Raw genomic sequence first — 23830 nt, 5'->3', positions numbered from 1 at the left:
AGTCAAGACCGGACTGTCGATTTTTGCGGAAATTTCTGCTTTTCCCTGCCGCAGCGGCCGCCGCCCCTAACGATCATGCAAAAGAAGCCCATATTTTTGGAAAATATGTCCATGCCATCCGGATGGCCGTGTGTCCATGGGAACGAGTTTCAAGCATGTGTGCAGGCAAAGAAGAGAGACCGCCAGGCGGTCTCTCTTCTTTGATTCCGTATCCAGGTCACACGCCGGCGAAGTGGAACGCCACGCCCACCACGGCGGAGACGCCGATGAACACGATAGGGTGCCAGTCCTTCACCTTTTTCACCCAGTTGGTCAGCGCTACCAGCACCGCCGCCAGCGCCAGCCCCTGCCAGTTCAGCAGAGAGCCGCCCGTCAGCGCGAAGCCGTTCACGATGCCCTCTCCCGCCCCAGGAGATACGACCCGCACCGTTGTCAGCACCTCCAGGACCACCGTCACGCAGGCCGCGCCGATCAAGCCGGTGGAGGCTGGCCGCAGGCCGTAAAAGGCGTTGTTGACATACTTGCTGTCCCGGAACTTCTTCAGCATCGCGGCGATGATGAGGATCACGATGATAGAGGGCGTCACCTCGCCGATGGTGGCGATGACCGCGCCGGGGATGCCCGCCGCGGTAAAGCCCACGTAGGTGGCCATGTTGATGCCGATGGGGCCGGGGGTCGATTCCGACACCGCCAGCATGTTCATCAGCTCCGTATAGGTGTACCAGCCGGTAGACTCGCCGATATCCTTCAGGAAGGGCAGCGTGGCCATGCCGCCGCCCACAGCAAACAGGCCGGTTTTGAAAAACTCCCAGAACAGTCTCAGATACACGCTCATTTGCCCTTCGCCTCCAACTCTTTCAGAAGAATGCCGATCGCGGCGGCGGCGATCACGAACCAGACCGGTGAAATGTTCAAAAAGGTGCCGCCGGACAATACCAGCAGAAAGATGGCGGCAGTCCGCTTATCTATCACAGATTTTTTCAGCAGCTTCCGCACAGCGTTGAAGATCAGCACACAGACGCACACCTGGATGCCCGCGAAAGCGTTTTTCACCCAGGCCAGATGGGAAAAGTTGGTGATCAGCCCCGCCAGGATGGAGATGATGACCACCGACGGGAACACCAGGCCCAGGGTCGCCACGATGCCGCCCACGGCCCCCCGCTTCTTCTGGCCGATAAAGGTGGCGGTGTTCACCGCGATGATGCCGGGGGTGCACTGCCCAATGGCAAAATAGTCCACCAGCTCCTCCTCCGTGGCCCAGTGCTTGTTCTCCACCACCTCCCGCTGGAGGATGGGCAGCATGGCATAGCCGCCGCCAAATGTCATGACCCCCATTTTCGCAAAGGTCCAAAACAGTTCCCAAAGCTCTTTCAAACCGCTCACTTCCATTTCTTCATTCTACGTAGCCGTACATGCCCCGAACGGAGACCTCGCCGGAGCGGACGGTCTTTTCCGCACCGTCCGCGTCCCGGACCACCAGGCCGAAATCCTGGTCGATATCCACGGCAGTGACCGTCTCCCGTCCCTCGGGGCCGATCAGCTGAACGGTCCTGCCCAGATTCACACAGTCCCGCCGGTAGGCGGATAAATACGCCGACAGGTCCCCTGCCTTCAGGTCCGCGTACAGCTGGTCCAGCTCCTGGATCAAGGCCGCCGCCAGCGCCGGCCGGGACACGGGACGGCCCAGCTCCATGGCCAAGGAGGTGGCCATCTCCGCCACCTCGGGGGGGAAATCCTTCCTTGTTTGCAGCACGTTGATGCCGATGCCCAGCACCAGGGACTGGACCCGGCCGGTCTCCCCCTCCAGGGCCAGCTCCGTCAGGATGCCGCAAAGCTTTTTCTTCCCCAGCACCGGGTCGTTGGGCCATTTCAAACCAGGGCAAACGCCGCAGACCCGCTCCACCGTCCGGCAGACCGCCACGCCCGCCAGGGCTGTTACCGACAGGAGCCGGTCCGGCGGCAGCTCCGGCCGCAGCAGGACCGACAGATAGACGCCCTTGTCCCGGGGGGACTGGAAGCTGCGGTCCATGCGGCCCCGGCCGGCGGTCTGGCAGTTGGCCACCACCACTGTGCCGTCCGCCGCGCCGGACAGGGCGATCTGCTTGGCATAGGTGTTGGTGGAGTCGATCTCGTCGAAGCACCGCAGCTCCCGGCCCACCACCGCCGTCTGGCCCAGAAAGCGCCGGATCTCCAGCTCTGTCAGGGCGTCGGGGCTGGACACCAGCCGGTAACCCAGGCCGGTGCGGGCCTCAATAACGTAGCCGTCCCGCCGGAGGGCATCCACCGCCTTCCAAACAGCGGTGCGGCTCAATCCCCCGCTGATCTCCTCGCCAGAGACAAAGGTCCCTTCATGCGCCCGCAGCAGGGCCAAAATACTCTCCCGGCTCATGGTCCTCTCCCCTTTCTCTTGATTTATCTCAGCAGTTTACCACATCTTGCTGAAAAAGTAAACCGTCCGGCCCATGGCCGGACGGTTTTTCCTCGGAAAAGAATCAAGCCTTTTTGCCCTGGGTCTGCTTGATGACCAGCAGAGTAGCCAGCATCAGCACGATGCCGATGGGCAGGCCCAGCAGGCCGGGGGCACCCAGATGCACCAGGATACCTGCGATCAAATAGGTGACGCCGGAGACTGCCGCGCAGGTGATGGCGTAGGGCAGCTGCGTCGACACATGGTTCACGTGGTCGCACTGGGCGCCGGCGGAGGCCATGATGGTGGTGTCGGAAATGGGAGAGCAGTGGTCGCCGCAGACAGCGCCGGCCATGCAGGCGGAGATGCAGACGATGGCCATGGGATTGTCCATGGAGAACACGTTCTGCACAATGGGGATCAGGATGCCGAAGGTACCCCAGCTGGTGCCAGTGGCGAAGGCCAGCAGACAGCCGATGACGAACACGATCAGGGGCAGGATCAGCTGGAGGCCGGAAGCGGAGGAGCGGACGAAGTCCCGGACGAAGTACTTGGCGCCCAGGGAGTCGGTCATGCCCTTCAGGCTCCAGGCGAAGGTCAGGATCAGGATAGCGGGGACCATGGCCTTGAAGCCGTCAGGCAGGCAGCCCATCATCTCCTTGAAGGACATGGAGCGGCGGATCAGGTAATAGACGATGGTGAATACCAGGGCGAAAGTGCTGCCCAGCATCAATCCCACGGAGGCGTCGGAATTGGAGAAGGCCTCGATGAAGCCGGTCCCCTCAAAGAAACCGCCAGAATAGATCATGCCGATGACGCAGCAGATGATGAGGACGATGACAGGCAGCACCAGGTCCAGCACGGAGCCTTTGTCCTCCGGCGTGTCGTCGGCGGCACCGGCATAGGGGTCGGAGCCGGAGAACAGGTCGCCGTTCTCCCGGGCATTCTTCTCGAACCGGGCCATGGGGCCAAACTCGATCTTCATCACGATCATGCCCACCATCATCACGATAGTCAGCAGAGCGTAGTAGTTATAGGGGATGGCGCGGAGGAACAGGTTGAAGCCCTGGCCGTCCTCGGCAAAGCCCGCCACGGCGGCGGCCCAGGAGGAGATAGGGGCAATGATGCACACGGGAGCGGCGGTAGCGTCGATGATGTAGGCCAGCTTGGCCCGGGAGACGTTGTGCTTGTCAGAGATGGGCCGCATGACGCTGCCCACGGTGAGGCAGTTGAAGTAGTCGTCGATAAAGATCAGCACGCCCAGCACCACGGAGGCCAGCTGCGCGCCTACCCGGCTCTTGATGTGGTCCTTTGCCCAGCGGCCGAAGGCGGCGGAACCGCCGGCCTTGTTCATCAGGCACACCATGGTGCCCAGGATGACCAGGAAGATCAGGATGCCCATGTTGTAGCTATCGGTGACGGAGGCCACGATACCGTCGTTGAACACATGGAGGATGGTGCCCTCGAAGCTGAAGTTGGAATACAGCAAGCCGCCCACCAGGATGCCGATGAACAGGGAGCTGTATACCTCCTTGGTAATGAGGGCCAGTGCAATGGCGATGATGGGGGGCAGCAAAGCCCAGGCGGTGTTGAACACATTGCTGGGGGATTCCACATAGCCGGTGCCGCCGCAGGTCTCGCAGGCAACAGCCTCGCAGTCCTCAGACAAGACCACACCGGAGGCTCCGCAGTCGGAACACTCGATCATCTTGGTGCCGCTCTCCTCAGTGGGATCAGCGGCAAAAGCGGTGACGGTCATGGCGCTGCACAGCAGCAGCACGATGGCCAGCATAGGAAGCAGGCGGCGTCTCAGGGTTTTCATGGTTCTCTCTCCTTCAAAAAAATGAAGTCATGACAGCGTCATGACTTCATACAAAACCGGAAACGGCGTATGGACCCACGACAGCGCTCCGCCCCTCTCAGGGCGACAGTCCATGGGATATTCTCCCACAGCCCGGCAGCGCGCCCCACAGGCGGAAGAGCGCAGCCTCGGCGAAGGCCCCTTTCCTGCTCCCCGGTGCCTGTCCGTGTGGGGAGAAGTACTCTTGACATTCGCGCCTCTATCATGCTTTGCGATACATTATAACGAACTTTTTTAGAAAGTCAACTAAAAATACACATATCTTTGCGAAGTTTTGCCAAATTCAGTCCCTCTGCACAAAAAATCCGGCGAGACCGCCGGATTTTTGCGCTTAATAGCGGCGGACTACCGCCGCCACCTTGCCCAGGATCTGGGCGTAGGTGCCGTCGATGGGGGAATACGCCTCGTTTTCCGGCAGGAGCCAGATGTGGCCGTTCCGCCGGGAAAAGCGCTTGACAGTGGCCTCATCCTCGATCATGGCCACCACGATCTCGCCGTTATTGGCAGTCTGCTGGCGGCGCACCACCACCAGATCGCCAGGCAGGATGCCCGCGTTCAGCATGGATTCTCCCCGGACCCGGAGGGCAAAAAACTCGCCGCTGCGGCCGCCGGTGTCAAAGGTGAGGTAATCCTCGATGCACTCCTCCGCCAGAATGGGGCTGCCCGCCGCCACATTGCCCAGGATCGGCACCTTGTTCTCCGGCACAGGCTGCTCTGTCAAGGTGATGGCCCGGCCCTTTCCCGCGCCCTTGGAGATGACGCCCGCCTCCTCCAGGTGCTTGAGATGGAAATGGACCGTAGAGGGGGACTTCAGACCCACCGCCTCCCCGATCTCCCGCACGGAGGGGGGATAGCCCTGGCTCTGAATAAAAGATGCGATGTAATCATAGATCCTGCGCTGCATACCCGAAAGTTCTGTCATATGAGACCTCCCTTTTCCGTCCTGCCGTTCTCTTTTTGTTTTATTATAGCACATACCCGGCGGGAATGCAAACATTTGTTCCACTTTTGTGAAATTTTTTTTGACGGCGCCGTGGAACGCTTTAGCGCGGCAGTATCGCCTGTCTCTGTGAGAAAATTCAACGTTTTTTTCAATTTCCCCTTGAAAATAAGTGCGACCTATGGTAACATGATTGTCTGTGAATAGCTCTTCATGCCCAGCGCATGGATATTTGTTTGGAGGTTTTCCGTTATGAAACTGTTTATCACGATTTTGCAGCTGATCTGCGGCCTGGCCATCATTCTGGCGGTGCTGTTCCAGTCCGGCAAGAGCGCCGGTCTCTCCGGTGCCATTGGCGGCGTGGCCGATTCCTTCCTGGCCAAGAACAAGGCCAAGACCCTGGACGCCAAGCTGGCCCGCGCCACCAAGTGGATCGGCGCCGTTTTCCTGATCCTGACCCTGGTGCTGCTGATCTTGGGATAAAAAGCGCAGAAGAGACGCCTGTTGGGCGTCTCTTTTTTTGATCTGTATCCATAGGCGGGGAACGCCGGATGGACGGCGGACTTTTTTCGTTGGAGAGGGTATTTTGACGCAGGGAGCCTTTTGAAGGCGCAGGAAAAGACAACGCAGGATGGCGGAAAAAGGCTCGGCAATCTCGCGTGAACGCTTGTGGATACGGGTCCTTATCCTTTTCCGGTGCGGTACATGACCCCCGGCTGGGGCCGGACGCCGTTGAGATACAGCAGCTCCTCCACGGTGACGAACACATAGCCCTGCGCCTGCAGGGTATCCACGACCTGCAAGGCCGCCTCCACAGAGGTGGGATAGATGTCATGGAGCAGGATGATGCTGTTGGGGCGGACGGCTTCCAGCACCGCCTGGACCACCTTGGCGGTGTTCCGGCTCTCCCAGTCTCTGGGATCCACGGACCACTTGACCATAGGGACGGTGATCTGGTTCTCTGTTCCGGCGGTGATCAATCCATAGGGCGGGCGGAGCCAATAGCCGTTTCCTCCCAGCAGCTGGCTCAAAAATGCCTCGGTCCGGGCCACCTCCTCCGCCACGGCCTCCCGGGAGGCGCCCTCCAGCCGGACATGGCTCCAGGTATGGTTGCCCACCTGATGGCCTTCCGCCTCCATGCGCTCTACCAGCTCCGGATTTGCCTGGGCCTGCTCCCCCACCAGGAAAAAGGTGGCGCTGGCCCCCCGCTGCCGCAGACCGTCCAGCAGACGGGCGGTGGTATCATGGCGGGGACCGTCGTCAAACGTCAGGGCGATATAATGGGTCTCTGCTGCCAGCTCCGCCGTGCCATCCGCCGGGACTGCCTGCCGCTCCCCTGGACGCGCCAGCAGCGCCAGAGCGGCCAGCGCTGTCAGCGCCAGCAGCCATTGTTTCCGCATCCGCATCCCCTCCGCATCTTTTCCCGCGCCGCGGGTGAGCATATAGTCAACGCACTTGAAAATCAGCAAAAGCAGATTTTCAACCAGCGGGCATACCCGCTGGACGGGCAAAGCCCGTGGGCGTTGACTATGAAGAAGACACTTAGGCCGCTTTGCGGCCACCATCGGCGCATGCGCCGATGGTTTGAAAAGAAGTTTTGCTTCTTTTCAAGTGTGTCGACTATAGTTTGTGCAGGCCGGGGAAAAATACCTCTGTCAAAAACTGCCGCGGAAGAGCGCCGGGGCTTCAAAAAAAGAGCCGCCCGCTGGGGCGGCTCTTTTAATAGGATCAAAATATGATTTCTAATATCGTGGCAAAAACATTTAAGATAATGATCCAAAAAATGATTTTTCCCACAATGGCGAAGGGATTTTTAGTCTCCTGCTTCTTCGGCTTTCGCACAGAGGAAGCGGCAGGCTGGCTCCTCCCCCGTTTCACCCCCTTGGACAGGCCGATGGCCCGGCGCTCCCGGTTCTCCTCATGCAGCTCCCGGTGAACGAAGGAGCCTTTGTGGTTCCGCTCGTTCAGACCATCGACCCGGACCAGCGTGCCATCCACCCCGATGCGGGTTTCTCTGGGCGGCTGGTTGAAGGCCCCGCATCTGGGGCAGAAATCATCCTCGTCAAAATCATAGCTTTTGCCGCACTCATAGCAGCGAACCTTTCGCATGTGATAGCCCTCCCTTTCCAGGCCCTGTTTGAAAAATGTCAAAATATTATGCGCCTTTTCCTGTCAGGACTTCGTTAATCTCCCTTGAGATCCGTCAGGACTCCTCCGGGAAATCGCCTTGCCTGACGAAAAAATCTGTCCCGATCCAGCATTCCGCCAATTTTCAAACATTGCCTAAACCCATTTCATTATATCACATTTCTGTCGATTTGAAAAGAAAAATCGTATGTTTAGACTTGCTGGCTTCTTGATAAACGTAAAAGCCCTTTGCAACGTGCCTAGGTACACATTGCAAAGGGCTTTTTTCATACGTGGATCACTTCACCAGTTCGATGATCGCGGTCTCCGCAGCGTCGCCGCGGCGCACACCGGTGCGGACGATGCGGGTATAACCGCCGTTCCGCTCCGCATAGCTGGGGGCGATCTCCTTGAAGATCTTCTTGCAGACGTCCTCGCGAGTGATGAAGCTCATAGCCTGCCGGTAAGCAGCCAGATCGTTCTTCTTGCCGAGGGTTATCATCTTCTCAGCCAAAGGCTTGATCTCCTTGCAGCGGGTTACGGTGGTTTCCATCTTCCCGTTGTCCAGGAAATCCGTGACCTGCTGACGCAGCATCGCCATGCGCTGGTCGGTAGTCTTGCCAAGTTTCCGAGTTCCGGGCATTTCGGTTTCCTCCTTATACTGATTCTCAACAAAACGGCCCATCCGTTTTATTGGAGCCGCAGAAAGCGGCCCGACGGCACAGCCGTCAAAAAGTTTGCCGTCCATACGGTCCGGCGCCGTGAGCGCAGGGCTCTCAGCGCCGTGACGAGCGCCCCTTCTCCAGGGGGATCGCCGTACATCGGGCCTTGGTCAGCCGGGGACCCCGGCTCAGTTATTTTCCTCGTCGGCCAGATGGAGACCCATCATAGCCAGCTTGTTGATGACCTCTTCCAGGGACTTGCGGCCCAGGTTGCGGACCTTCATCATCTCGTCCTCGGTCTTGGAGATCAAGTCCTCCACGGTGTTGATGTTGGCGCGCTTGAGGCAGTTGAAGCTGCGGACGCTGAGGTCCAGCTCCTCGATGGTCATCTCCAGCACCTTATCCCGCTGGGCCTCGGCCTTCTCCACCACAGTGGGCTTACTGCCCACGTTTTCGGAGAGGTCTGTGAACAGCGTAAAGTGGTCGCACAGGATCTTGGCGCCCAGAGACACCGCGTCCCGCGCGGAAATGGTGCCGTCGGTCCAGACCTCCAGCGTCAGCTTGTCAAAGTCGCTGGAAGCGCCCACGCGGGTCGGCTCCACCGTGTAGTTCACCTTGTAGACCGGGGTGTAGATGGAATCCACTGCAATGGTGCCGATCACATTCTGCTGAGGCTTGTTGCGGTCGGCAGGCACATAGCCCCGGCCGTGAGACAGAGTGATCTCCATGTTCAGTGTGGCGCCATTATCCAGAGTGGCAATGTGCATCTCGGGATTCAGGACCTCCACCTCGCCGTCGGCCTTGATGTCGCCGGCGGTGACCTCGCAGGGGCCGACCGCTTCGATATAGACGGTTTTCACCGTTTCGCTGTGCAGCTTGGTCAGGAGGCCCTTCACATTCAAGACGATCTCCGTCACGTCTTCCTTGACACCGGGGATGGTGGAAAACTCATGCTGGACGCCGGCGATCTTCAGCGTGGTCGGCGCGGTGCCCGGCAGAGAGGAAAGCATAATGCGGCGGAGCGCATTGCCCAAAGTCGTGCCATAGCCGCGCTCCAGCGGCTCCACAACGTACTTGCCGTACGTGACATCGCCGGGAGTCTCGGTACAGTCGATCTGGGGCTTCTCAATTTCGATCATGCAGTTACCCTCCTTCATCTTCTCATTGCGGCAGTGCACGATTGCACGCCGCCGGCAGTTTTCATCATTATTGAGGGTATCCTCCGATTACTTGGAGTACAACTCAACGATGAGGTGCTCCTCCACGGGAACATCGATGTCCTCGCGGGCGGGAAGGCGGGTCACTGTACCCTTCAGGGCGTTCTTTTCACGCTCCATCCAGGGTGGCAGCAGGAACATAGGGGCGTCCTGGCCCAGCAGGCGCTTAAAGACCTCGGAAGAACGGCTGCTCTCAGCCACCTCGATCACATCGCCGGCCTTGACCAGGTAAGAGGGGATATTGACCTTCTGGCCATTGACGGTGAAGTGGGCGTGGTTCACCAGCTGACGAGCCTGACGGCGGGTCATGGCGAAGCCCATGCGGTACACCACATTGTCCAGACGGCGCTCCACGGTGATCAGCAGGTTGTCGCCAGTCTTGCCGGGGGCGGCGGCAGCCTTCTCATAGTAGTCGTGGAACTGCTTTTCCAGAATGCCATAGATGAACTTGACCTTTTGCTTCTCGTTCAACTGAATGCCATATTCGCTCTTCTTCTTTCTCATCTGGCCGCCAGGATTGCGATTGGTCTCCTTCTTCGCATAGCCCATGACGGCAGGAGAAATGCCCAAAGCCTTGCAGCGCTTGGCGATCGGCTGCATATTCTTTGCCATATTGCTTGTTACCTCCTCTTTCGATTACACGCGGCGACGCTTCGGGGGACGGCAGCCATTGTGGGGGATGGGAGTGACGTCCTTGATCATGGTCACTTCCAGACCCACGGCCTGCAGGGCGCGGATAGCAGCCTCGCGGCCCTGGCCGGGACCCTTGACGAAAACTTCCACGGTCTTGAGGCCGTGCTCCATGGCGGCGCGGGCAGCGGTCTCAGCCGCGGTCTGGGCCGCAAAGGGAGTGGACTTCTTGCTGCCGCGGAAGCCGAGGCCGCCGGAAGAAGCCCAGGAGATGGCGTTGCCCTGGGTATCGGTAACAGTCACCATGGTGTTGTTGAAAGAAGAACGGATATGGACCTGGCCACGCTCAATGTTCTTTCTTTCACGACGGCGGCGAATGACCTTCTTGCCGCTAGCTTTTGCAGTTGCCATTTCTGTTCTCCCTCCTTACTTCTTCTTGTTGGCAATGGTCTTCTTGGGACCTTTGCGGGTCCGCGCGTTGGTCTTGCTGCGCTGGCCGCGGACAGGCAGACCCTTGCGGTGCCGGATGCCGCGATAGCAGCCGATCTCGCTCAGGCGCTTGATGTCCAGGGCGGTCTGGCGGCGCAGGTCGCCCTCGACGGTATAGGCGTCGATGGCGTCACGGAGCTGCTGCTCCTGGGCGTCGGTCAGATCCTTCACGCGGATGTCGGGGTCGATGCCCGTCTGCGCCAGGATGTCCTTGGCGCTCTTTCTGCCAATGCCGTAGATATAGGTGAGGCCGATCTCGATACGCTTATCCTTCGGCAGGTCAATACCGGCAATACGTGCCATACTTTTAAAGCACCTCCAATTAAATGTTAGCCCTGTCTCTGCTTGTGCTTAGGATTTTCGCAAATGACCATGACACGGCCTTTGCGGCGGATGACCTTGCACTTTTCGCACATGGGCTTCACGGACGGTCTTACTTTCATAGTTCTAAACCTTCCTTTCAGCGGTTTCTAGTCTCTGTTCGCCTGACGCTTACTTACTGCGCCAGGTGATCCGGCCGCGGGTCAGATCATACGGGGACATCTCCACCGTGACCTTGTCGCCGGGCAGAATCCTGATGAAATTCATTCTGAGTTTTCCGGAAATATGCGCTAGGATCGTGTGTCCATTTCCAATGTCAACCTGGAACGTCGTGTTGGGCAGAGCTTCCACCACAACACCTTCCACTTCGATCATATCGGATTTTGCCAAACGTTATCCCTCCTGGTCCGGTTGGACTTCCTGGCGGTAGCCCGCCAGGGTCCTGCGAAGTTCACTGTTGGTGATCTTTTCGCTGCTTTTGATCTTTTCTGAAAGGCGGGTCTCATCCGCCGCTACAAACAGCACATGCCTGCGCTTTTTGCGCTTGGGTGATTCCACCTTCCGTCCCTTTCCATCCGCCAGCAGGAGGTACTCCCCCTCCACCGCGAGAACGACGAAGAGCTTGCCCCGATCCCGTCCAGCGCTGGAACGAACAATATTTGATTTTGCGATCTCCATACGTTTCTTCTTACTTTCAGATAGCGGGAGCCGTGAGGATCTCAGGCTCACCATCGGTAATCAGGATCGTATTTTCGTAGTGGGCCGCCCACTTGCCGTCCAGGGTCCTGACGGTCCAGCCGTCAGGCATCTGTTTGATCGCGGCGGAGCCGGCGTTCACCATGGGCTCTATCGCAAGAGTCATGCCGCGCAGAAGCCTGGGTCCCCGGCCGGGATGGCCGTAGTTGGGGATCTCCGGCGGCTCATGCATCGCCGTGCCGACGCCGTGGCCGACATATTCCCGGACGATGGAGTAGCCGTGGCTTTCCACATAGGTTTGGATCGCTGCGGAAATATCCAGCAGCCGGCGCCCTTCCCTGGCGAACCGGATCCCCTCGAAAAAGCTCTGCCTGGTCACATCGATCAGGTCCTGAGCCTCGGGAGAGATCCTGCCGCAGGCGAAGGTCGCCGCGCAGTCGCCGTGAAATCCTCCAATGTAGGCGCCCACGTCCACGCTGACGATATCGCCCTCCTGCAAGACCCGCTTGCCGGGGATGCCGTGGATGATCTCGTCGTTGACGCTGATGCAGGCGCTGGCGGGATAGCCGTTGTAGTGGAGGAAGGACGGCACCGCGCCCTGTTTGCGGATGAAATGCTCCACCGCATGATCGATCTCTTGGGTCGTTACGCCAGGCCTTACCATTTCCCCTGCTAACGCACGGGCAGCCGCGGTAATTTTTCCGGCATGGCGCATCAGTTCGATCTCATGGGGGGATCTGAGCGTAATCATCGGCTCATCTCCCCAGCACGCGGAGGATGACCGCAGAGGTCTCCGCCACAGAGGGTTGGTTTTCCACAGTTTTCAGGAGACCGCGCTTGGCGTAAAAGTCCTTCAGAGGCTCAGTCTCCCTATGATAGACCTCAAGACGCGCTTTCACGGTCTCGGGGGCATCATCTTTTCGCTGGACCAGCTTGCCGCCGCACTTGTCGCACACGCCCTCAGCCTTGGGAGGCACAGCCACCACATGGTAACTGGCCCCGCAGGCCTCGCAGACGCGGCGGCCGCTCATGCGTTCCATGATGGTCTCATCGGAGATCTCGATGGAAACGACGGCGTCAAACACGATCCCGGCCTTCTCCATGGCCTCGGCCTGGGCGATGGTGCGGGGAACCCCGTCCAGGATATAGCCGTTGGCACAGTCCGCTTCGGCGACCCGCTCGGTGATGATGCCGATGATCACGTCATCGGGCACCAGCTTGCCCGCGTCCATGAAAGCCTTGGCCTTCATGCCGGTGGGCGTGCCGTTCTTGATGGCGGCACGGAGGATGTTGCCGGTGGAGATGGTGGGGATCCCCAGCTTTTCACACAGGATCTCCGCCTGTGTGCCTTTGCCGGCGCCAGGGGCGCCCAGCAGGATCAGTTTCATAAACTGCCTTCTTTCTTATTCCAGGAAGCCCTTGTACTGACGCATCAGCATCTGGGATTCCAACGCCTTGACAGTCTCCAGCGCCACGCCCACCACGATGATGACGGAGGTGCCGCCGATGGCCACGGAGTTGTTGCCGATGGCCTTGCCCACCAGCAGGGGGCAGATCGCCACGATGCCCAGATAGATCGCGCCGAACAGAGTGATCTTGTTCAGGACCTTCTTGATGAAGTCCACCGTGGGCTTGCCGGGCCGGAAGCCCGGGATGAAACCGCCCTGCTTCTTCAGGTTGTTTGCGATCTCAACGGGATTGAACTGGATGCTGGAATAGAAATAACTGAAGCCGATGATCATGATGAAATATACGACCATATAGAGCACGGACTTGGTGTCAATGGCGTCGTAAATGGCGCGGGACACGCTGCCCTCCGCCGGTGTGCCGATGAAGCTCCACACGGTGATGGGCAGAGACGCGATGCTCTGGGCGAAAATCACGGGCAGAACGCCGGCCATGCTCACCTTCATGGGCAGGTTGGTGCTCTGGCCGCCGTACATCTTCCGGCCCACCTGGCGCTTGGCATACTGCACGGGGATGCGGCGCTCGGCGTCGTTGATGAACACGATGAACACGATCAGCGCCAGGATGCCCACCAGAAGCAGAACGATGCCCCAAGGAGCGATAGCCCCAGCCATCTTGGACTCAGCCATCTGATTGGCCACCGTGGCGGAATAGCCGGCGGACTGATAGCCGGACACCAGACCGTCCAGCGTGATGCTGCCGGCCTTGACGCCGGACCAGGTCCGTACGCCGTCGATCATGCCGCTGATCATGTTAGGCACGCGGGAGATGATGCCCGCGAACAGGATGATGGAAATGCCGTTGCCCACGCCGAACTCCGTGACCTGCTCTCCCATCCACATCACGAAGGAAGAACCGGCGATCAGCGTCACGATGATGACCAGTGCGGGCCAGATGCCGTCGGCTCCGGTCTCCAGCAGGTTGTAGCGCTTCATCATGAAGTAGTAGCCCACGGCCTGCAGGACGGCAATACCGATGGTGGTGTAGCGCGTGATGGACTGGATCTTCTTCCGGCCCTCCTCGCCTCCCTCCTTGGCCAGCCGCTCCAGAGCGGGGATGGCCACGGTCAGCAGCTGGATGATGATGGAGCTGTTGATATAGGGCTGGATGCTCAGGGCGAAAACAGTAGCCATTGCGAAAGCGCCGCCGCTCATGGCGTTGAGCAATCCGAAATAAGTGGTCCCCATGCTGTTCAGCTGCGCTTCCAGCGCGATTTTGTTGATATAGGGAACGGTAATGGCGTTGCCGATTCTAAAGATCAGCAGAATGAGGAGTGTAAAGATGATCTTTTTCCGCAGCTCGGGGATACCCCACGCCTTGCGAATCGTCTGGATCACGTTACATCACCTCTGCCTTTCCGCCGGCCGCCTCGATGGCCTCCTTGGCAGACGCGGAGAAAGCAGAAGCCTTGACAGTGACCTTCTTGGCAACCTTGCCGTTACCCAGAACTTTGTAGCCGTATACGCACTTGGAGAGGATGCCCTTGGCCAGCAGCGCCTCGGCAGTGACGGTCTCGCCGTCCTCAAAGGCGTTCAGGGCGCTCAGGTTCACGATCTCCAACGGCTTTGCAAAGATATTGTTGAAGCCGCGCTTGGGGATACGGCGGGCCAGGGGCATCTGGCCGCCCTCAAAGCCAATGCGGATCTTGCCGCCGCTGCGGGCTTTCTGGCCCTTGTGGCCGCGGCCGCCGGTCTTGCCGTTGCCGGAGCCGGCGCCCCGGCCCTTGCGGTAAGCCTGACGGACGGAGCCCTCGGCGGGAGACAGTTCGCTCAGTTTCATCTTTCGTGCCTCCTTACTTCACTTCAGTGACCTGCAGCAGATAGCCGATCTTGGCGATCTTGCCGCGGGTGCAATCATTGTCGGGCTGCACGGTGACGTCACCGATCTTGCGCAGGCCCAGGGAATGAGCGGTCAGGATCTGCTTTTCCAGACGACCGTTCAGGCTCTTGACGAGCTTAATATTCAAGTTTGCCATGTTTCGCGCCTCCTTAACCCACGATGTCTTCGACGCGCTTGCCGCGGATGCGGGCGATCTCCTCAGGACCACGCATGTTCTTCAGGCCCTGGAAAGCAGCGGCGACAACGTTGTTGGGGTTGTTGGAACGCAGGCACTTGGTACGGATGTCCTTGATGCCCGCGGCCTCGACGACGGCACGCACAGCGCCGCCGGCGATCACGCCGGTACCAGGGGCGGCGGGCTTCATCAGCACGCGTCCGGCGCCGGCCTCACCGATGGTCTCATGGGGGACAGTGGTCCCGGAGAGGGTCACGGTGATCATATTCTTCTTGGCGTCCTCGATGCCCTTGCGGATCGCTTCGGGAACTTCAGCAGCCTTGCCCAGGCCGTAACCGACCTTGCCCTTACCGTCGCCAACGACGACCAGGGCGGAGAATTTCATGACGCGGCCGCCCTTCACGGTTTTGGAAACGCGGTTGAGGTACACGACCTTCTCGATATACTCGCTCTGTTCTCTTTCAAATCTAGGCATTGTTGTCGTTCCTCCTCCCTTAGAATTTCAGGCCGCCTTCACGGGCGCCCTCGGCCAAAGCCTGCACGCGGCCGTGATACAGGTAACCGCCGCGGTCGAACACCACGGTCTCGATGCCCTTGGCCTTGGCACGCTCAGCCACCAGCTTGCCAACGGCGGTGGCGGCGGCGATGTTGCCGCCGTAACCCTCGATGGCCTTATCCAGGGAAGAAGCGGAAGCCAGAGTCACGCCGCTGACATCATCGATGACCTGGGCGTAGATGTTGGCCTCGCTGCGGAACACATTCAGACGCGGCATCTCAGGGGTGCCGGAGATCTTGGCGCGCACTCTCTTGTGGCGCTTCAGACGCTGGGCGTTGGTATTGGGTCTCTTAATCATATCGGCACACCTCCTTACTTCTTGGCGCCGGTCTTACCGACCTTGCGGCGGATGACTTCGTCAGTATACTTGATGCCCTTGCCCTTATAAGGCTCGGGAGGACGCTTCTCGCGGACCTCGGCGGCGAACTGGCCGACGGCCTGCTTGTCGCAGCCATTGATGACGATCTTATTGGGAGAGGGGACATCGATGGTGATGCCCTCGATCTCAGAAACGATCACCTGATGAGAGTAGCCCAGGTTCATGACCAGGTTCTTGCCCTCCTTGGCCACACGGTAGCCCACGCCGTTCACATCCAGCTCCTTCTTGAAGCCTTCAGTCACGCCGACGACCATATTGTGCAGCAGAGTGCGGGTCAGGCCGTGGAGGCTGCGGTGCAGCTTGTCATCGGAAGGACGGTCAACAGTGATCGTGGTGCCTTCCTGCTTAATGATCATCTCGGGGCGCAGCGCGCGAGTCAGCTCGCCCTTGGGTCCCTTAACGGTAACCACATTACCCTCGGCGATATTCACAGTCACGCCGGCGGGAACGGTAATGGGCATTCTGCCAATTCTAGACATTGTTCGTTTGCCCTCCTTACCAGACGAATGCCAGGACTTCGCCGCCGACATGCAGCTCGCGGGCCTTCTTGTCGGTCATGACGCCCTTGGACGTAGAGATGATGGCGATACCCAGGCCACGCAGCACGCGGGGCAGCTCATCGGCGCCCACATAGACGCGCAGGCCGGGCTTGGAAACGCGGCGCAGGCCGGTGATGACCTTCTCTTTGCCCGCGTTATACTTCAGGGTGATGTGGATCATGCCCTGCAGGCCGTCGTCCACCACCTGGAAGTTCTTGATATAGCCCTCGTCCAACAGGATCTGCGCAATGCTCTTCTTCATGTTGGAGGCGGGAACATCAACGGTGTCGTGCTTCGCACTGTTGGCGTTGCGGATGCGGGTCAGCATATCCGCAACAGGATCGGTGATATGCATAGTAAATCCTCCTATTTTTAGAGTTACGGCCTGTGGCCGTTCCGGCAGCGAGGTATCATGGCCAATGGAGCAGTCTGCTGGCGCATGTGTGCCCAATTGGTCATGACCTTTCGCCATCCGTATCGCCAAGGGCCCCATATCAAAAGCCCGTGGTCACAAAAAAGTAAGAACAGCCGCTTTTGAAAATCTCCAAAGAACGGCGCAAGTGGCGCACCTTTCTCAAGGTGCCCCACATTTTAAAGTACCAAAAAAAACGCAGTCCGTCAAGTACTTTGCGCCAATATTTGTACTTTTTTCCTGAAAAGCAGCCCGCGCCGGCTTCCGGCGCTTTTCCCAGACAGCGCGCCAGCCCCGAAGGCGTATCGGGATACGTCAGGGGGCGGCGCGCGGTGGGATAAAGTCTTAGAAAGAAGCCTTGCGCACGCCGGGGATCTCGCCCTTATAGGCCAGTTCCCGGAAGCAGATACGGCACACGCCGTAGTCACGCAGATAGGCGTGGGGGCGGCCGCACAGCTTGCAGCGGTTGTACTTCCGGCTGGAGTACTTGGCGGGACGCTGCTGCTTGATCTTCATCGAAGTTTTAGCCATTTTTCTCTTCCTCCTTAGCGGGCGAAGGGAGCGCCGACCTGCTGCAGCAGGGCGCGGGCCTCTTCGTCGGTGTGCGCGGTGGTGCAGATGACCACATCCATGCCGCGGATCTTGTCGATCTTGTCGTACTCGATCTCGGGGAAGATCAGCTGCTCCTTGATGCCCAGGGCATAGTTGCCGCGGCCGTCAAAGGAGTTGGGATTGATGCCCTGGAAGTCACGCACACGGGGCAGAGCCACGTTGAACAGGCGGTCCAGGAACTCCCACATCTTGTCGCCGCGGAGAGTCACCTTCGCGCCGATGGGCATATCCTCGCGCAGCTTGAAGTTGGCGATGGACTTGCGGGCCTTGGTGATGATGGGCTTCTGGCCGGTGATCTTGCTCAGGTCGCCGACAACGTTCTCCAGGATCTTGGAGTTCTCACGAGCCTCACCGCAGCCCACGTTCACGACCACCTTGTCGATCTTGGGGATCTGCATGACGCTCTTATAGCCGAACTGCTTCATCAGAGCGGGAGCGACCTCGGCGGTATACTTTTCTTTCAGTCTAGCCATTTGTCAACGCTCCTTTCTCACAGCTCGGCGCCGCAGTGCTTGCACACGCGGGTCTTTTTGCCGCCCTCGACCTTGTGGGCGACGCGGGTACCCTTGCCGCACTTGGGGCAGACGACCTGCACCTTGCAGCCAGCGATGGCAGCCTCGCGCTTGACGATGCCGCCCTCCTCGCCCTGACGGCGGGGCTTGACGTGGCAGGTCACCATGTTGATGCCCTCCACAACGACCTTCAGGGAGCCGGGAACGGTGCCCAGCACCTTGCCCTGCTTGCCCTTGTCCTTACCGGACAGGACGACAACGGTATCGCCCTTCTTGATGTTCATAGCCATTTCGCCGCCCTCCTCAAATCACTTCGGGAGCGAGGGACAGGATCTTCATGTAATCCTTGTCGCGCAGCTCACGAGCCACAGGCCCAAAGATACGGGTACCTCTGGGGTTCTTGTCATCCTTGATCAGGACGGCGGCGTTGTCATCGAAGCGGACATAGGTGCCGTCGGCACGACGGACGCCCTTGGCGCTGCGGACGATGACGGCCTTGACGACCTCGCCCTTCTTCACCGTGCCGCCGGGGGTTGACTTGCGGACGGAGGCAACGATCACATCGCCGATGTTGCCGAACTTCCGGCTGGAGCCGCCCAGAACACGGATGCACTTGATCTCCTTGGCGCCGGTATTATCGGCGACTTTCAAAAAAGTTTCCTGCTGAATCATAACTCGGCACCTCCTTACTTCGCTTTTTCAATGATCTCGACCACGCGCCACCGCTTATCCTTGGACAGGGGGCGGGTCTCCATCACCTTGACCTTATCGCCGATGCCGCAGGCGTTCTGCTCGTCATGGGCCTTCAGCTTATAGGTGCGGCCGACGATCTTCTTATACAGAGGATGGGCCACGCGGTCCTCGATGGCCACGACCACAGTCTTATCCATCTTGTCGGAAACGACCTTGCCGACGCGGACCTTACGGGAGGAAGTTCTCTTCTCTTCGTTCATTTTCGCTTACCTCCTTCTCACTGCTTATCGGAAGCGGAGAGCTCCGCCAGCACGGTCTTGACTCGGGCAATATCGTGCTTGATCTCCCGGATCTTCACGGGGTTGTCCAGTTGATTGGTAGCGTGCTGCATACGCAGATAGAACAGGTCCTTCTTCAGACCCGTCAGCTTCTCATTCAACTGCTCAGGGGTCATTTTACGAATCTCACTTGCCTTCATCTTACTCACCTGCTTCCTCGGTGCGGGCGATCACCTTCGTCTTGATGGGCAGCTTGTGGCTGGCCAGACGAAGCGCCTCGCGGGCAACATCTTCGGGTACGCCGGCGATCTCAAACATGACACGGCCGGGCTTCACCACGGCGACCCAGTACTCAGGGGTGCCTTTACCGGAACCCATTCGGGAATCGGCAGCCCGCATGGTGACGGACTTGTCGGGGAAAATCTTGATCCAGACCTGACCGCCGCGCTTGGTATAACGGGTCATGGCGATACGGGCGGCCTCGATCTGATTGCTCTTGATCCAGCCGGGCTCGTCGGCCACCAGGCCCCACTCGCCATAGGCGACGGTGTTGCCGCGGGTAGCCTTACCGGTCATACGGCCGCGCTGCATGCGGCGGTATTTCACTCTCTTCGGCAGAAGCATTACTGGGCTCCTCCTTCCTTAGCAGGGGCTGCGGGAGCAGCCGGACGGGTATTGTTGGCGCGGTTGAAACCGCCCTGGGGACGGCCCTGGCCGCCGCGGTTGAAACCGCCCTGACGGTCACGGTTGAAGCCGCCGCCCTGACGGCGGTCGCCGCCAAAGCCGCCGCGGCGGTCGCCGTCACGGCGGGGACGACGCTCACGACGCTCCTGATAGGGCTTGGAGGTGTCCATGGTGCGGGGAGTGGTGCGCAGGGTCTGGGAGAGGACCTCACCCTTGTAGATCCACACCTTCACGCCGATGCGGCCAAAGGTAGTGGCGGCCTCCGCGAAGCCATACTCGATGTCGGCGCGGATGGTCTGCAGGGGGATGGTGCCCTCGTGATAGTGCTCCACGCCGGCGATCTCGCGTCCGCCCAAACGGCCGGAGCAGCAGGTCTTGATGCCCTTGGCGCCGGCGCGCATGGCGCGGGCCATGGCGTTCTTCATGGCGCGGCGGTGAGAGATGCGCTTCTCCAGCTGCTGAGCGATGTTCTCGGCCACCAACTGTGCGTTCATGTCGGGATTGCGGACCTCGACGATATTCAGCCGCACCTTCTTGCCGATGAGCTTCTCAACAGCCAGACGGTACTGCTCGATCTGCTCGCCGCCCTTGCCGATGACGACGCCGGGACGGGCGCAGTGCAGGAAAATGGTGACGGTATCGGCGCTGCGCTCGATCTCGATCTTGGGCACGCCGGCGCCGTACAGGGTCTTTTTCAGGTACTTGCGGATCTTCTGATCCTCAACGATCAGATCGCCGACCTTCTCTTCACTGGCATACCAACGGGAATCCCAGTCTTTGATGACGCCCACGCGCAAACCGTGGGGATTAACTTTCTGTCCCATAAACTGTTCTCCTCCCTCTTATGCCTTTTCCGTCACAGCCAGGGTGACGTGAGAAGTGCGCTTGTTGATACGATAGGCGCGGCCCCGCGCCCGGGGCATCATCCGCTTCAGGATGGGGCCGGGGGTCGCGAACACCTCGGACACCACCAGCTTGGCGGGATCCATGCCGAAGTTGTTCTCGGCGTTGGCGCAGGCGGACTTCAAGAGCTTCATCAGAGGCTCGGAAGCGGCCTTGGGGGTCTGCATCAGGATCGCCATGGCAGTGCCGGCGTCCTTGCCGCGGATCAGATCGCAGACGATCTGGACCTTGCGGGGAGCGATGCGGACATAGCGCAGATGCGCTTTCGCAGTTTTATTTTCCATGTTCAGCATCCTCCTTCAATCAGTCTTTCCGGTGGCTGCGGAAAGTCCGGGTGGGCGCGAACTCACCCAGCTTGTGGCCCACCATATCCTCCTGGATATAGACAGGCACATGCTTGCGGCCGTCGTGGACGGCGATGGTGTGGCCGACGAAGGCGGGGAAGATGGTGGAGCTGCGGCTCCAGGTCTTGAGGACCTTCTTCTCGTTCTTCGCGTTCATTTCCTCGACCCGCTTCAGAAGCTCAGGGGCAACATACGGGCCTTTTTTAATAGATCTGCTCATATTTACTTGCCTCCCTTACTTCTCGTTGCGACGCTTCACGATGAACTTGTTGGTGGGGTTCTTGCCCTTGCGGGTCTTGTAGCCCATAGCGGGCTTGCCCCAGGGAGTGACAGGGCCGGGACGGCCGACGGGCGCGCGGCCCTCGCCGCCGCCGTGGGGGTGGTCATTGGGGTTCATGACGGAGCCGCGGACGGTGGGCCGCCAGCCCATGTGACGCTTGCGGCCGGCCTTGCCGATGTTGATGTTCTCATGCTCGATGTTGCCCACCTGGCCAATGGTGGCATAGCAGTTGGTGCGCACGATGCGGACCTCGCCGGAGGGCATGCGGATCTGCGCGTCGCTGCCCTCCTTGGCCATCAGCTGGGCGGAAGTGCCGGCGGAGCGCACCAGCTGGGCGCCGTTGCCGGGATGCAGCTCCACATTGTGGATGATGGTGCCCACGGGGATGTTGGCGATGGGCAGCGCGTTGCCGGGCAGGATATCGGCGTCGGGACCGGTCATGATCTTGTGACCGGCCTTCAGGCCGACAGGAGCCAGGATATAGCGCTTCTCGCCGTCCTCGTACTGGATCAGGGCGATGTTGGCGCTGCGGTTGGGGTCATACTCCAGGCGCAGCACGGTGGCGGAGCCAAACTTGTCGCGCTTGAAGTCGATGACGCGGTACTTGCGCTTGTTGCCGCCGCCGCGGTGGCGGACGGTGATGCGGCCGTAGCTGTTGCGGCCGGAGCTCTTCTTCAGGGGCTGAGTCAGGCTGGGCTCGGGCTTGGCCTTCTTGTCGATGCCGTCGAAACCAGAGACCGTCATCTGACGGCGGGAGGGAGTCGTCGGCTTAAAGGTTTTGATAGACATATCGCTTTACTCTCCTTCCGTTATCAGACCATGCCTTCGAAGAATTCGATGGTCTTGGAATCAGCCGTCAGCTGGACATAGGCCTTTTTCCAGGTCTTGGTCATGCCGGGGCGGCCGGCGCCCATGCGCTTTTCCTTGCCGGGCACCGTCAGGGTGTTGACAGCGGCGACCTTCACGCCGAAGATCTCCTCAACAGCCTTCTTGATCTCGATCTTGCCGGCGTCCTTGGCAACCTCGAACACGTACTTCTTGTCGGCAGCGCCGGCCATAGCACGCTCGGTGATGATGGGACGGATAATGATATCGTAAGCAGTCATTATGCGTACACCTCCTCGATCTTAGCCAGCGCGGCCTGATCCACCACCAGATACTGGGCGTTGATGATGTCATAGACATTCAGCTGCGCAGCGGGAGTGGTCAGCACGCCGGGGATGTTCCGGGCGCTCTTGACCACCACGGTGTCAACAGCGGGAGTGACCACCAGGGCCTTGCCGCCGACCTTGACAGCGTCCAGGAACTTGCGGAAATCAGCGGTCTTGATGGCGTCCAGCTTGATGGCGTCGATCACGACCACCTTGCCCTCGGCAGCCTTGGCGGACAGAACGGACTTCAGCGCCAGGCGCTTGACCTTCTTGTTCAGCACATAGCTGTAATCCCGGGGCTTGGGCGCAAACACAATGCCGCCATGGGTCCACTGGGGAGACCGGGTGGAGCCTTGACGGGCGTGACCGGTGCTCTTCTGACGCCAAGGCTTTCTGCCGCCGCCGGAGACCTCGGCGCGGGTGAGGGCGCTCTGAGTGCCCTGTCTGCAATTGGCGAGGTGGTTCTTCACGACCTCGTGAACGACGGTCTGATTGGGCTCGATGCCAAAGACGGCGTCGTTCAATTCCACGGTACCGACTTCTGCGCCGGCCATGTTCAAAACTTTCACGGTAGACATTTCTCAAGCACCCCTTTCTTACTTGTTTCTGGCGGAGGCCTTCTGCGGGTTGCGGCCGGAAGCCTTCTGCGGGTTCTTGCTGATGTCGGCGCCAGCCTGCTTGACCTTGTGGACCTTCACGGTGGACTTGATGGTCACCAGACCGCCCTTGGGGCCGGGAACGGCACCGCAGACGACCAGCATGTTCAGCTCGGGATCGACCTTGACGACGGACAGGTTCTGCACAGTCACCTGATCCACGCCCATGTGACCGGCGCCGTCGCGGCCCTTGAAGATACGGGCAGGATCGGTACCGGCGGCCAGAGCGCCCTGATGGCGGTGGACGGGGCCGCCGCCGTGGGTGTTGCGCTTCACCGCAGCGCCGTGGCGCTTGACGACGCCCTGGAAGCCGTGGCCCTTGCTGGTGCCGGTGACGTCCACGAAGTCGCCGGCCTTGAAGGTGTCGGCCTTGACGATGTCGCCGATGTTCAGCTCGGCGGCGTTCTCCAGGTCGAACTCGCGCAGGTGTTTCTTGGGAGACACGCCAGCCTTGCTCAGGTGGCCCATCTCGGGCTTGGTCAGCTTGTGCTCGGCGATGTCCTCAAAGCCCAGCTGAACAGCCTGGTAGCCTTCCTTTTCGGAAGTCTTTTTCTGAACGACCACGCAGGGTCCCGCCTCAATGACAGTGACGGGGATCACATGACCGTTCTCGTCAAAAATCTGGGACATGCCCACTTTTTTGCCGATGATCGCTTTCATTGTGTATTCTCCTCCTGAAAGGTTATTGGTCGGCTTAGATACGCCGCGGCGCATTGCTCTGCCGACATGACCCGCTCATCTCGCAAGACGATGAGCATGGGTGAGCAACTTTGTTTCAAAAAAGCGCAGGCGCTTTTTTGAGCGGGGATTTAGCGGACCTCGGGGGACCGGCTGGATCTTTTCGCCAGGCAAGGCGGAAAGAGGCGGCTGGTCACAGCTTGATCTCGATCTCCACACCGGCGGGCAGCTCGAGGGCCATCAGAGCCTCGACGGTCTTGGGAGTGGACTTGGTGATGTCGATCAGTCTCTTGTGGGTGCGGCGCTCGAACTGCTCGCGGCT

General features: G+C 59.8%; 40 protein-coding genes and 1 riboswitch. Of the genes, 1 reads left to right on the top strand and 39 read right to left on the bottom strand.

Features of this window, described 5'->3' with window-relative positions; genetic code table 11:
* Positions 1-217: 217 nt before the first annotated feature.
* The 5 genes from Q0Z69_RS09380 to lexA all read right to left on the bottom strand — a co-directional run bounded on the left by Q0Z69_RS09380 (position 218) and on the right by lexA (position 5190).
* Positions 218-835 (bottom strand): chromate transporter, encoded by a 618-nt coding sequence (locus Q0Z69_RS09380; RefSeq protein WP_298032513.1) that lies wholly within the window; start codon positions 833-835, stop codon positions 218-220.
* Positions 832-1374 carry a chromate transporter gene (locus Q0Z69_RS09375; RefSeq protein WP_298032511.1) on the bottom strand — a complete coding sequence of 181 codons (543 nt, stop codon included), beginning with the start codon at positions 1372-1374 and terminating at the stop codon, positions 832-834. The genes Q0Z69_RS09380 and Q0Z69_RS09375 overlap by 4 nt, the downstream gene beginning before the upstream one ends.
* Before the next feature lie 19 nt (positions 1375-1393).
* Positions 1394-2389 (bottom strand): biotin--[acetyl-CoA-carboxylase] ligase, encoded by a 996-nt coding sequence (locus Q0Z69_RS09370; RefSeq protein ID WP_298032509.1) that lies wholly within the window; start codon positions 2387-2389, stop codon positions 1394-1396.
* Positions 2390-2492: 103 nt separating this feature from the next.
* A complete protein-coding gene (locus Q0Z69_RS09365; RefSeq protein ID WP_298032506.1) occupies positions 2493-4229 on the bottom strand; it encodes a Na+/H+ antiporter NhaC family protein in 1737 nt (578 codons plus the stop codon).
* Between the two features lie 73 nt (positions 4230-4302).
* A riboswitch (Lysine riboswitch) is annotated at positions 4303-4478 on the bottom strand.
* A gap of 121 nt (positions 4479-4599) precedes the next feature.
* Positions 4600-5190: a transcriptional repressor LexA gene (gene lexA / locus Q0Z69_RS09360; protein WP_298032503.1), complete on the bottom strand. Its 591-nt coding sequence runs from the start codon at positions 5188-5190 to the stop codon at positions 4600-4602.
* 270 nt (positions 5191-5460) lie between these two features.
* Here lexA and secG point away from each other — a divergent pair, with 270 nt between their 5' ends.
* Positions 5461-5691 carry a preprotein translocase subunit SecG gene (gene secG / locus Q0Z69_RS09355; protein ID WP_298032499.1) on the top strand — a complete coding sequence of 77 codons (231 nt, stop codon included), beginning with the start codon at positions 5461-5463 and terminating at the stop codon, positions 5689-5691.
* Positions 5692-5891: 200 nt separating this feature from the next.
* Here secG and Q0Z69_RS09350 read toward each other — a convergent pair whose 3' ends face one another.
* The 34 genes from Q0Z69_RS09350 to Q0Z69_RS09185 all read right to left on the bottom strand — a co-directional run.
* On the bottom strand, positions 5892-6608 hold the full coding sequence (locus tag Q0Z69_RS09350; RefSeq protein WP_298032496.1) for a polysaccharide deacetylase family protein: 717 nt from the start codon (positions 6606-6608) through the stop codon (positions 5892-5894).
* A gap of 328 nt (positions 6609-6936) precedes the next feature.
* Entirely contained in the window at positions 6937-7317 is a 381-nt protein-coding gene (locus Q0Z69_RS09345) for a hypothetical protein (RefSeq protein ID WP_298032493.1), read from the bottom strand.
* A 316-nt stretch (positions 7318-7633) separates the two neighbouring features.
* Positions 7634-7978 (bottom strand): 50S ribosomal protein L17, encoded by a 345-nt coding sequence (gene rplQ, locus Q0Z69_RS09340; RefSeq protein ID WP_298032490.1) that lies wholly within the window; start codon positions 7976-7978, stop codon positions 7634-7636.
* Positions 7979-8185: 207 nt separating this feature from the next.
* Entirely contained in the window at positions 8186-9136 is a 951-nt protein-coding gene (locus tag Q0Z69_RS09335) for a DNA-directed RNA polymerase subunit alpha (protein WP_298032488.1), read from the bottom strand.
* 87 nt (positions 9137-9223) lie between these two features.
* Positions 9224-9826, bottom strand: coding sequence for a 30S ribosomal protein S4 (rpsD, locus tag Q0Z69_RS09330; protein ID WP_298032485.1), 603 nt, complete (start codon positions 9824-9826; stop codon positions 9224-9226).
* 24 nt (positions 9827-9850) lie between these two features.
* The gene (gene rpsK, locus Q0Z69_RS09325; RefSeq protein ID WP_298032481.1) at positions 9851-10255 is read right to left on the bottom strand and encodes a 30S ribosomal protein S11; all 405 of its coding nucleotides are present in this window, start codon (positions 10253-10255) and stop codon (positions 9851-9853) included.
* 15 nt (positions 10256-10270) lie between these two features.
* A complete protein-coding gene (gene rpsM, locus Q0Z69_RS09320) occupies positions 10271-10636 on the bottom strand; it encodes a 30S ribosomal protein S13 (protein WP_298032478.1) in 366 nt (121 codons plus the stop codon).
* Between the two features lie 26 nt (positions 10637-10662).
* Positions 10663-10776: a 50S ribosomal protein L36 gene (gene rpmJ, locus Q0Z69_RS09315; RefSeq protein ID WP_014116882.1), complete on the bottom strand. Its 114-nt coding sequence runs from the start codon at positions 10774-10776 to the stop codon at positions 10663-10665.
* A gap of 49 nt (positions 10777-10825) precedes the next feature.
* Positions 10826-11044, bottom strand: a complete 219-nt coding sequence (gene infA / locus Q0Z69_RS09310) for a translation initiation factor IF-1 (RefSeq protein WP_091127896.1) — start codon at positions 11042-11044, stop codon at positions 10826-10828.
* Positions 11045-11047: 3 nt separating this feature from the next.
* The gene (locus Q0Z69_RS09305; protein ID WP_298032475.1) at positions 11048-11332 is read right to left on the bottom strand and encodes a KOW domain-containing RNA-binding protein; all 285 of its coding nucleotides are present in this window, start codon (positions 11330-11332) and stop codon (positions 11048-11050) included.
* Between the two features lie 16 nt (positions 11333-11348).
* On the bottom strand, positions 11349-12101 hold the full coding sequence (gene map, locus Q0Z69_RS09300) for a type I methionyl aminopeptidase (protein ID WP_298032471.1): 753 nt from the start codon (positions 12099-12101) through the stop codon (positions 11349-11351).
* Between the two features lie 4 nt (positions 12102-12105).
* A complete protein-coding gene (locus Q0Z69_RS09295; RefSeq protein WP_298032468.1) occupies positions 12106-12738 on the bottom strand; it encodes an adenylate kinase in 633 nt (210 codons plus the stop codon).
* Positions 12739-12753: 15 nt separating this feature from the next.
* Positions 12754-14154 carry a preprotein translocase subunit SecY gene (secY, locus tag Q0Z69_RS09290; protein WP_298032465.1) on the bottom strand — a complete coding sequence of 467 codons (1401 nt, stop codon included), beginning with the start codon at positions 14152-14154 and terminating at the stop codon, positions 12754-12756.
* 1 nt (position 14155) lies between these two features.
* The gene (gene rplO / locus Q0Z69_RS09285) at positions 14156-14596 is read right to left on the bottom strand and encodes a 50S ribosomal protein L15 (protein ID WP_298032462.1); all 441 of its coding nucleotides are present in this window, start codon (positions 14594-14596) and stop codon (positions 14156-14158) included.
* A 13-nt stretch (positions 14597-14609) separates the two neighbouring features.
* Positions 14610-14792: a 50S ribosomal protein L30 gene (gene rpmD, locus Q0Z69_RS09280; protein WP_298032460.1), complete on the bottom strand. Its 183-nt coding sequence runs from the start codon at positions 14790-14792 to the stop codon at positions 14610-14612.
* Between the two features lie 13 nt (positions 14793-14805).
* On the bottom strand, positions 14806-15306 hold the full coding sequence (gene rpsE / locus Q0Z69_RS09275; RefSeq protein ID WP_298032457.1) for a 30S ribosomal protein S5: 501 nt from the start codon (positions 15304-15306) through the stop codon (positions 14806-14808).
* Positions 15307-15325: 19 nt separating this feature from the next.
* Positions 15326-15685, bottom strand: coding sequence for a 50S ribosomal protein L18 (gene rplR, locus Q0Z69_RS09270; RefSeq protein ID WP_298032455.1), 360 nt, complete (start codon positions 15683-15685; stop codon positions 15326-15328).
* A gap of 14 nt (positions 15686-15699) precedes the next feature.
* Complete coding sequence (rplF, locus tag Q0Z69_RS09265) at positions 15700-16245, bottom strand: 50S ribosomal protein L6 (RefSeq protein ID WP_298032452.1); 546 nt, start codon at positions 16243-16245, stop codon at positions 15700-15702.
* A 16-nt stretch (positions 16246-16261) separates the two neighbouring features.
* A complete protein-coding gene (gene rpsH / locus Q0Z69_RS09260; protein WP_213039393.1) occupies positions 16262-16660 on the bottom strand; it encodes a 30S ribosomal protein S8 in 399 nt (132 codons plus the stop codon).
* A 402-nt stretch (positions 16661-17062) separates the two neighbouring features.
* Positions 17063-17248: a type Z 30S ribosomal protein S14 gene (locus tag Q0Z69_RS09255; protein ID WP_298032448.1), complete on the bottom strand. Its 186-nt coding sequence runs from the start codon at positions 17246-17248 to the stop codon at positions 17063-17065.
* A gap of 14 nt (positions 17249-17262) precedes the next feature.
* On the bottom strand, positions 17263-17802 hold the full coding sequence (gene rplE / locus Q0Z69_RS09250; RefSeq protein WP_298032446.1) for a 50S ribosomal protein L5: 540 nt from the start codon (positions 17800-17802) through the stop codon (positions 17263-17265).
* 17 nt (positions 17803-17819) lie between these two features.
* Positions 17820-18131 (bottom strand): 50S ribosomal protein L24, encoded by a 312-nt coding sequence (rplX, locus tag Q0Z69_RS09245; protein WP_298024419.1) that lies wholly within the window; start codon positions 18129-18131, stop codon positions 17820-17822.
* Between the two features lie 13 nt (positions 18132-18144).
* On the bottom strand, positions 18145-18513 hold the full coding sequence (rplN, locus tag Q0Z69_RS09240) for a 50S ribosomal protein L14 (protein ID WP_091127915.1): 369 nt from the start codon (positions 18511-18513) through the stop codon (positions 18145-18147).
* Positions 18514-18527: 14 nt separating this feature from the next.
* Complete coding sequence (rpsQ, locus tag Q0Z69_RS09235; protein ID WP_298032443.1) at positions 18528-18794, bottom strand: 30S ribosomal protein S17; 267 nt, start codon at positions 18792-18794, stop codon at positions 18528-18530.
* A gap of 17 nt (positions 18795-18811) precedes the next feature.
* Entirely contained in the window at positions 18812-19012 is a 201-nt protein-coding gene (rpmC, locus tag Q0Z69_RS09230; RefSeq protein ID WP_298032440.1) for a 50S ribosomal protein L29, read from the bottom strand.
* Position 19013: 1 nt separating this feature from the next.
* Positions 19014-19436, bottom strand: a complete 423-nt coding sequence (gene rplP / locus Q0Z69_RS09225) for a 50S ribosomal protein L16 (RefSeq protein WP_298032438.1) — start codon at positions 19434-19436, stop codon at positions 19014-19016.
* A complete protein-coding gene (rpsC, locus tag Q0Z69_RS09220) occupies positions 19436-20320 on the bottom strand; it encodes a 30S ribosomal protein S3 (RefSeq protein WP_298032436.1) in 885 nt (294 codons plus the stop codon). The genes rplP and rpsC overlap by 1 nt, the downstream gene beginning before the upstream one ends.
* A gap of 18 nt (positions 20321-20338) precedes the next feature.
* Entirely contained in the window at positions 20339-20683 is a 345-nt protein-coding gene (gene rplV / locus Q0Z69_RS09215) for a 50S ribosomal protein L22 (RefSeq protein ID WP_298032434.1), read from the bottom strand.
* A gap of 19 nt (positions 20684-20702) precedes the next feature.
* Positions 20703-20963, bottom strand: a complete 261-nt coding sequence (rpsS, locus tag Q0Z69_RS09210; RefSeq protein WP_298032432.1) for a 30S ribosomal protein S19 — start codon at positions 20961-20963, stop codon at positions 20703-20705.
* A gap of 15 nt (positions 20964-20978) precedes the next feature.
* Complete coding sequence (gene rplB / locus Q0Z69_RS09205; RefSeq protein WP_298032430.1) at positions 20979-21812, bottom strand: 50S ribosomal protein L2; 834 nt, start codon at positions 21810-21812, stop codon at positions 20979-20981.
* 23 nt (positions 21813-21835) lie between these two features.
* The gene (gene rplW, locus Q0Z69_RS09200) at positions 21836-22129 is read right to left on the bottom strand and encodes a 50S ribosomal protein L23 (RefSeq protein WP_367272276.1); all 294 of its coding nucleotides are present in this window, start codon (positions 22127-22129) and stop codon (positions 21836-21838) included.
* The gene (gene rplD / locus Q0Z69_RS09195; protein WP_298032428.1) at positions 22129-22752 is read right to left on the bottom strand and encodes a 50S ribosomal protein L4; all 624 of its coding nucleotides are present in this window, start codon (positions 22750-22752) and stop codon (positions 22129-22131) included. The genes rplW and rplD overlap by 1 nt, the downstream gene beginning before the upstream one ends.
* Before the next feature lie 18 nt (positions 22753-22770).
* Positions 22771-23490, bottom strand: coding sequence for a 50S ribosomal protein L3 (rplC, locus tag Q0Z69_RS09190; protein ID WP_298032426.1), 720 nt, complete (start codon positions 23488-23490; stop codon positions 22771-22773).
* A gap of 211 nt (positions 23491-23701) precedes the next feature.
* Positions 23702-23830 (bottom strand): 30S ribosomal protein S10 (locus tag Q0Z69_RS09185; protein WP_298032600.1); only part of this gene is annotated, 129 nt, incomplete at its 5' end.

The sequence above is a fragment of the uncultured Dysosmobacter sp. genome, assembly GCF_947631165.1.
GTDB lineage: Bacteria > Bacillota > Clostridia > Oscillospirales > Oscillospiraceae > Oscillibacter.
The sequence above is the reverse complement of the archived record's forward strand: the minus strand, read 5'-3'. Positions and strand labels throughout refer to the sequence as shown.

Coding starts and splice junctions, on each gene's coding strand:
- Q0Z69_RS09380 (WP_298032513.1), bottom strand. CDS start 835: ATGAGCGTGTATCTGAGACTGTTCTGGGAGTTTTTCAAAACCGGCCTG.
- Q0Z69_RS09370 (WP_298032509.1), bottom strand. CDS start 2,389: ATGAGCCGGGAGAGTATTTTGGCCCTGCTGCGGGCGCATGAAGGGACC.
- Q0Z69_RS09365 (WP_298032506.1), bottom strand. CDS start 4,229: ATGAAAACCCTGAGACGCCGCCTGCTTCCTATGCTGGCCATCGTGCTG.
- lexA (WP_298032503.1), bottom strand. CDS start 5,190: ATGACAGAACTTTCGGGTATGCAGCGCAGGATCTATGATTACATCGCA.
- secG (WP_298032499.1), top strand. CDS start 5,461: ATGAAACTGTTTATCACGATTTTGCAGCTGATCTGCGGCCTGGCCATC.
- Q0Z69_RS09350 (WP_298032496.1), bottom strand. CDS start 6,608: ATGCGGAAACAATGGCTGCTGGCGCTGACAGCGCTGGCCGCTCTGGCG.
- Q0Z69_RS09345 (WP_298032493.1), bottom strand. CDS start 7,317: ATGCGAAAGGTTCGCTGCTATGAGTGCGGCAAAAGCTATGATTTTGAC.
- rplQ (WP_298032490.1), bottom strand. CDS start 7,978: ATGCCCGGAACTCGGAAACTTGGCAAGACTACCGACCAGCGCATGGCG.
- Q0Z69_RS09335 (WP_298032488.1), bottom strand. CDS start 9,136: ATGATCGAAATTGAGAAGCCCCAGATCGACTGTACCGAGACTCCCGGC.
- rpsD (WP_298032485.1), bottom strand. CDS start 9,826: ATGGCAAAGAATATGCAGCCGATCGCCAAGCGCTGCAAGGCTTTGGGC.
- rpsK (WP_298032481.1), bottom strand. CDS start 10,255: ATGGCAACTGCAAAAGCTAGCGGCAAGAAGGTCATTCGCCGCCGTCGT.
- rpsM (WP_298032478.1), bottom strand. CDS start 10,636: ATGGCACGTATTGCCGGTATTGACCTGCCGAAGGATAAGCGTATCGAG.
- rpmJ (WP_014116882.1), bottom strand. CDS start 10,776: ATGAAAGTAAGACCGTCCGTGAAGCCCATGTGCGAAAAGTGCAAGGTC.
- Q0Z69_RS09305 (WP_298032475.1), bottom strand. CDS start 11,332: ATGGAGATCGCAAAATCAAATATTGTTCGTTCCAGCGCTGGACGGGAT.
- map (WP_298032471.1), bottom strand. CDS start 12,101: ATGATTACGCTCAGATCCCCCCATGAGATCGAACTGATGCGCCATGCC.
- Q0Z69_RS09295 (WP_298032468.1), bottom strand. CDS start 12,738: ATGAAACTGATCCTGCTGGGCGCCCCTGGCGCCGGCAAAGGCACACAG.
- rplO (WP_298032462.1), bottom strand. CDS start 14,596: ATGAAACTGAGCGAACTGTCTCCCGCCGAGGGCTCCGTCCGTCAGGCT.
- rpmD (WP_298032460.1), bottom strand. CDS start 14,792: ATGGCAAACTTGAATATTAAGCTCGTCAAGAGCCTGAACGGTCGTCTG.
- rpsE (WP_298032457.1), bottom strand. CDS start 15,306: ATGCCTAGATTTGAAAGAGAACAGAGCGAGTATATCGAGAAGGTCGTG.
- rplR (WP_298032455.1), bottom strand. CDS start 15,685: ATGATTAAGAGACCCAATACCAACGCCCAGCGTCTGAAGCGCCACAAG.
- rplF (WP_298032452.1), bottom strand. CDS start 16,245: ATGTCTAGAATTGGCAGAATGCCCATTACCGTTCCCGCCGGCGTGACT.
- rpsH (WP_213039393.1), bottom strand. CDS start 16,660: ATGCATATCACCGATCCTGTTGCGGATATGCTGACCCGCATCCGCAAC.
- Q0Z69_RS09255 (WP_298032448.1), bottom strand. CDS start 17,248: ATGGCTAAAACTTCGATGAAGATCAAGCAGCAGCGTCCCGCCAAGTAC.
- rplE (WP_298032446.1), bottom strand. CDS start 17,802: ATGGCTAGACTGAAAGAAAAGTATACCGCCGAGGTCGCTCCCGCTCTG.
- rplX (WP_298024419.1), bottom strand. CDS start 18,131: ATGGCTATGAACATCAAGAAGGGCGATACCGTTGTCGTCCTGTCCGGT.
- rplN (WP_091127915.1), bottom strand. CDS start 18,513: ATGATTCAGCAGGAAACTTTTTTGAAAGTCGCCGATAATACCGGCGCC.
- rpsQ (WP_298032443.1), bottom strand. CDS start 18,794: ATGAACGAAGAGAAGAGAACTTCCTCCCGTAAGGTCCGCGTCGGCAAG.
- rpmC (WP_298032440.1), bottom strand. CDS start 19,012: ATGAAGGCAAGTGAGATTCGTAAAATGACCCCTGAGCAGTTGAATGAG.
- rplP (WP_298032438.1), bottom strand. CDS start 19,436: ATGCTTCTGCCGAAGAGAGTGAAATACCGCCGCATGCAGCGCGGCCGT.
- rpsC (WP_298032436.1), bottom strand. CDS start 20,320: ATGGGACAGAAAGTTAATCCCCACGGTTTGCGCGTGGGCGTCATCAAA.
- rplV (WP_298032434.1), bottom strand. CDS start 20,683: ATGGAAAATAAAACTGCGAAAGCGCATCTGCGCTATGTCCGCATCGCT.
- rpsS (WP_298032432.1), bottom strand. CDS start 20,963: ATGAGCAGATCTATTAAAAAAGGCCCGTATGTTGCCCCTGAGCTTCTG.
- rplB (WP_298032430.1), bottom strand. CDS start 21,812: ATGTCTATCAAAACCTTTAAGCCGACGACTCCCTCCCGCCGTCAGATG.
- rplW (WP_367272276.1), bottom strand. CDS start 22,129: ATGACTGCTTACGATATCATTATCCGTCCCATCATCACCGAGCGTGCT.
- rplD (WP_298032428.1), bottom strand. CDS start 22,752: ATGTCTACCGTGAAAGTTTTGAACATGGCCGGCGCAGAAGTCGGTACC.
- rplC (WP_298032426.1), bottom strand. CDS start 23,490: ATGAAAGCGATCATCGGCAAAAAAGTGGGCATGTCCCAGATTTTTGAC.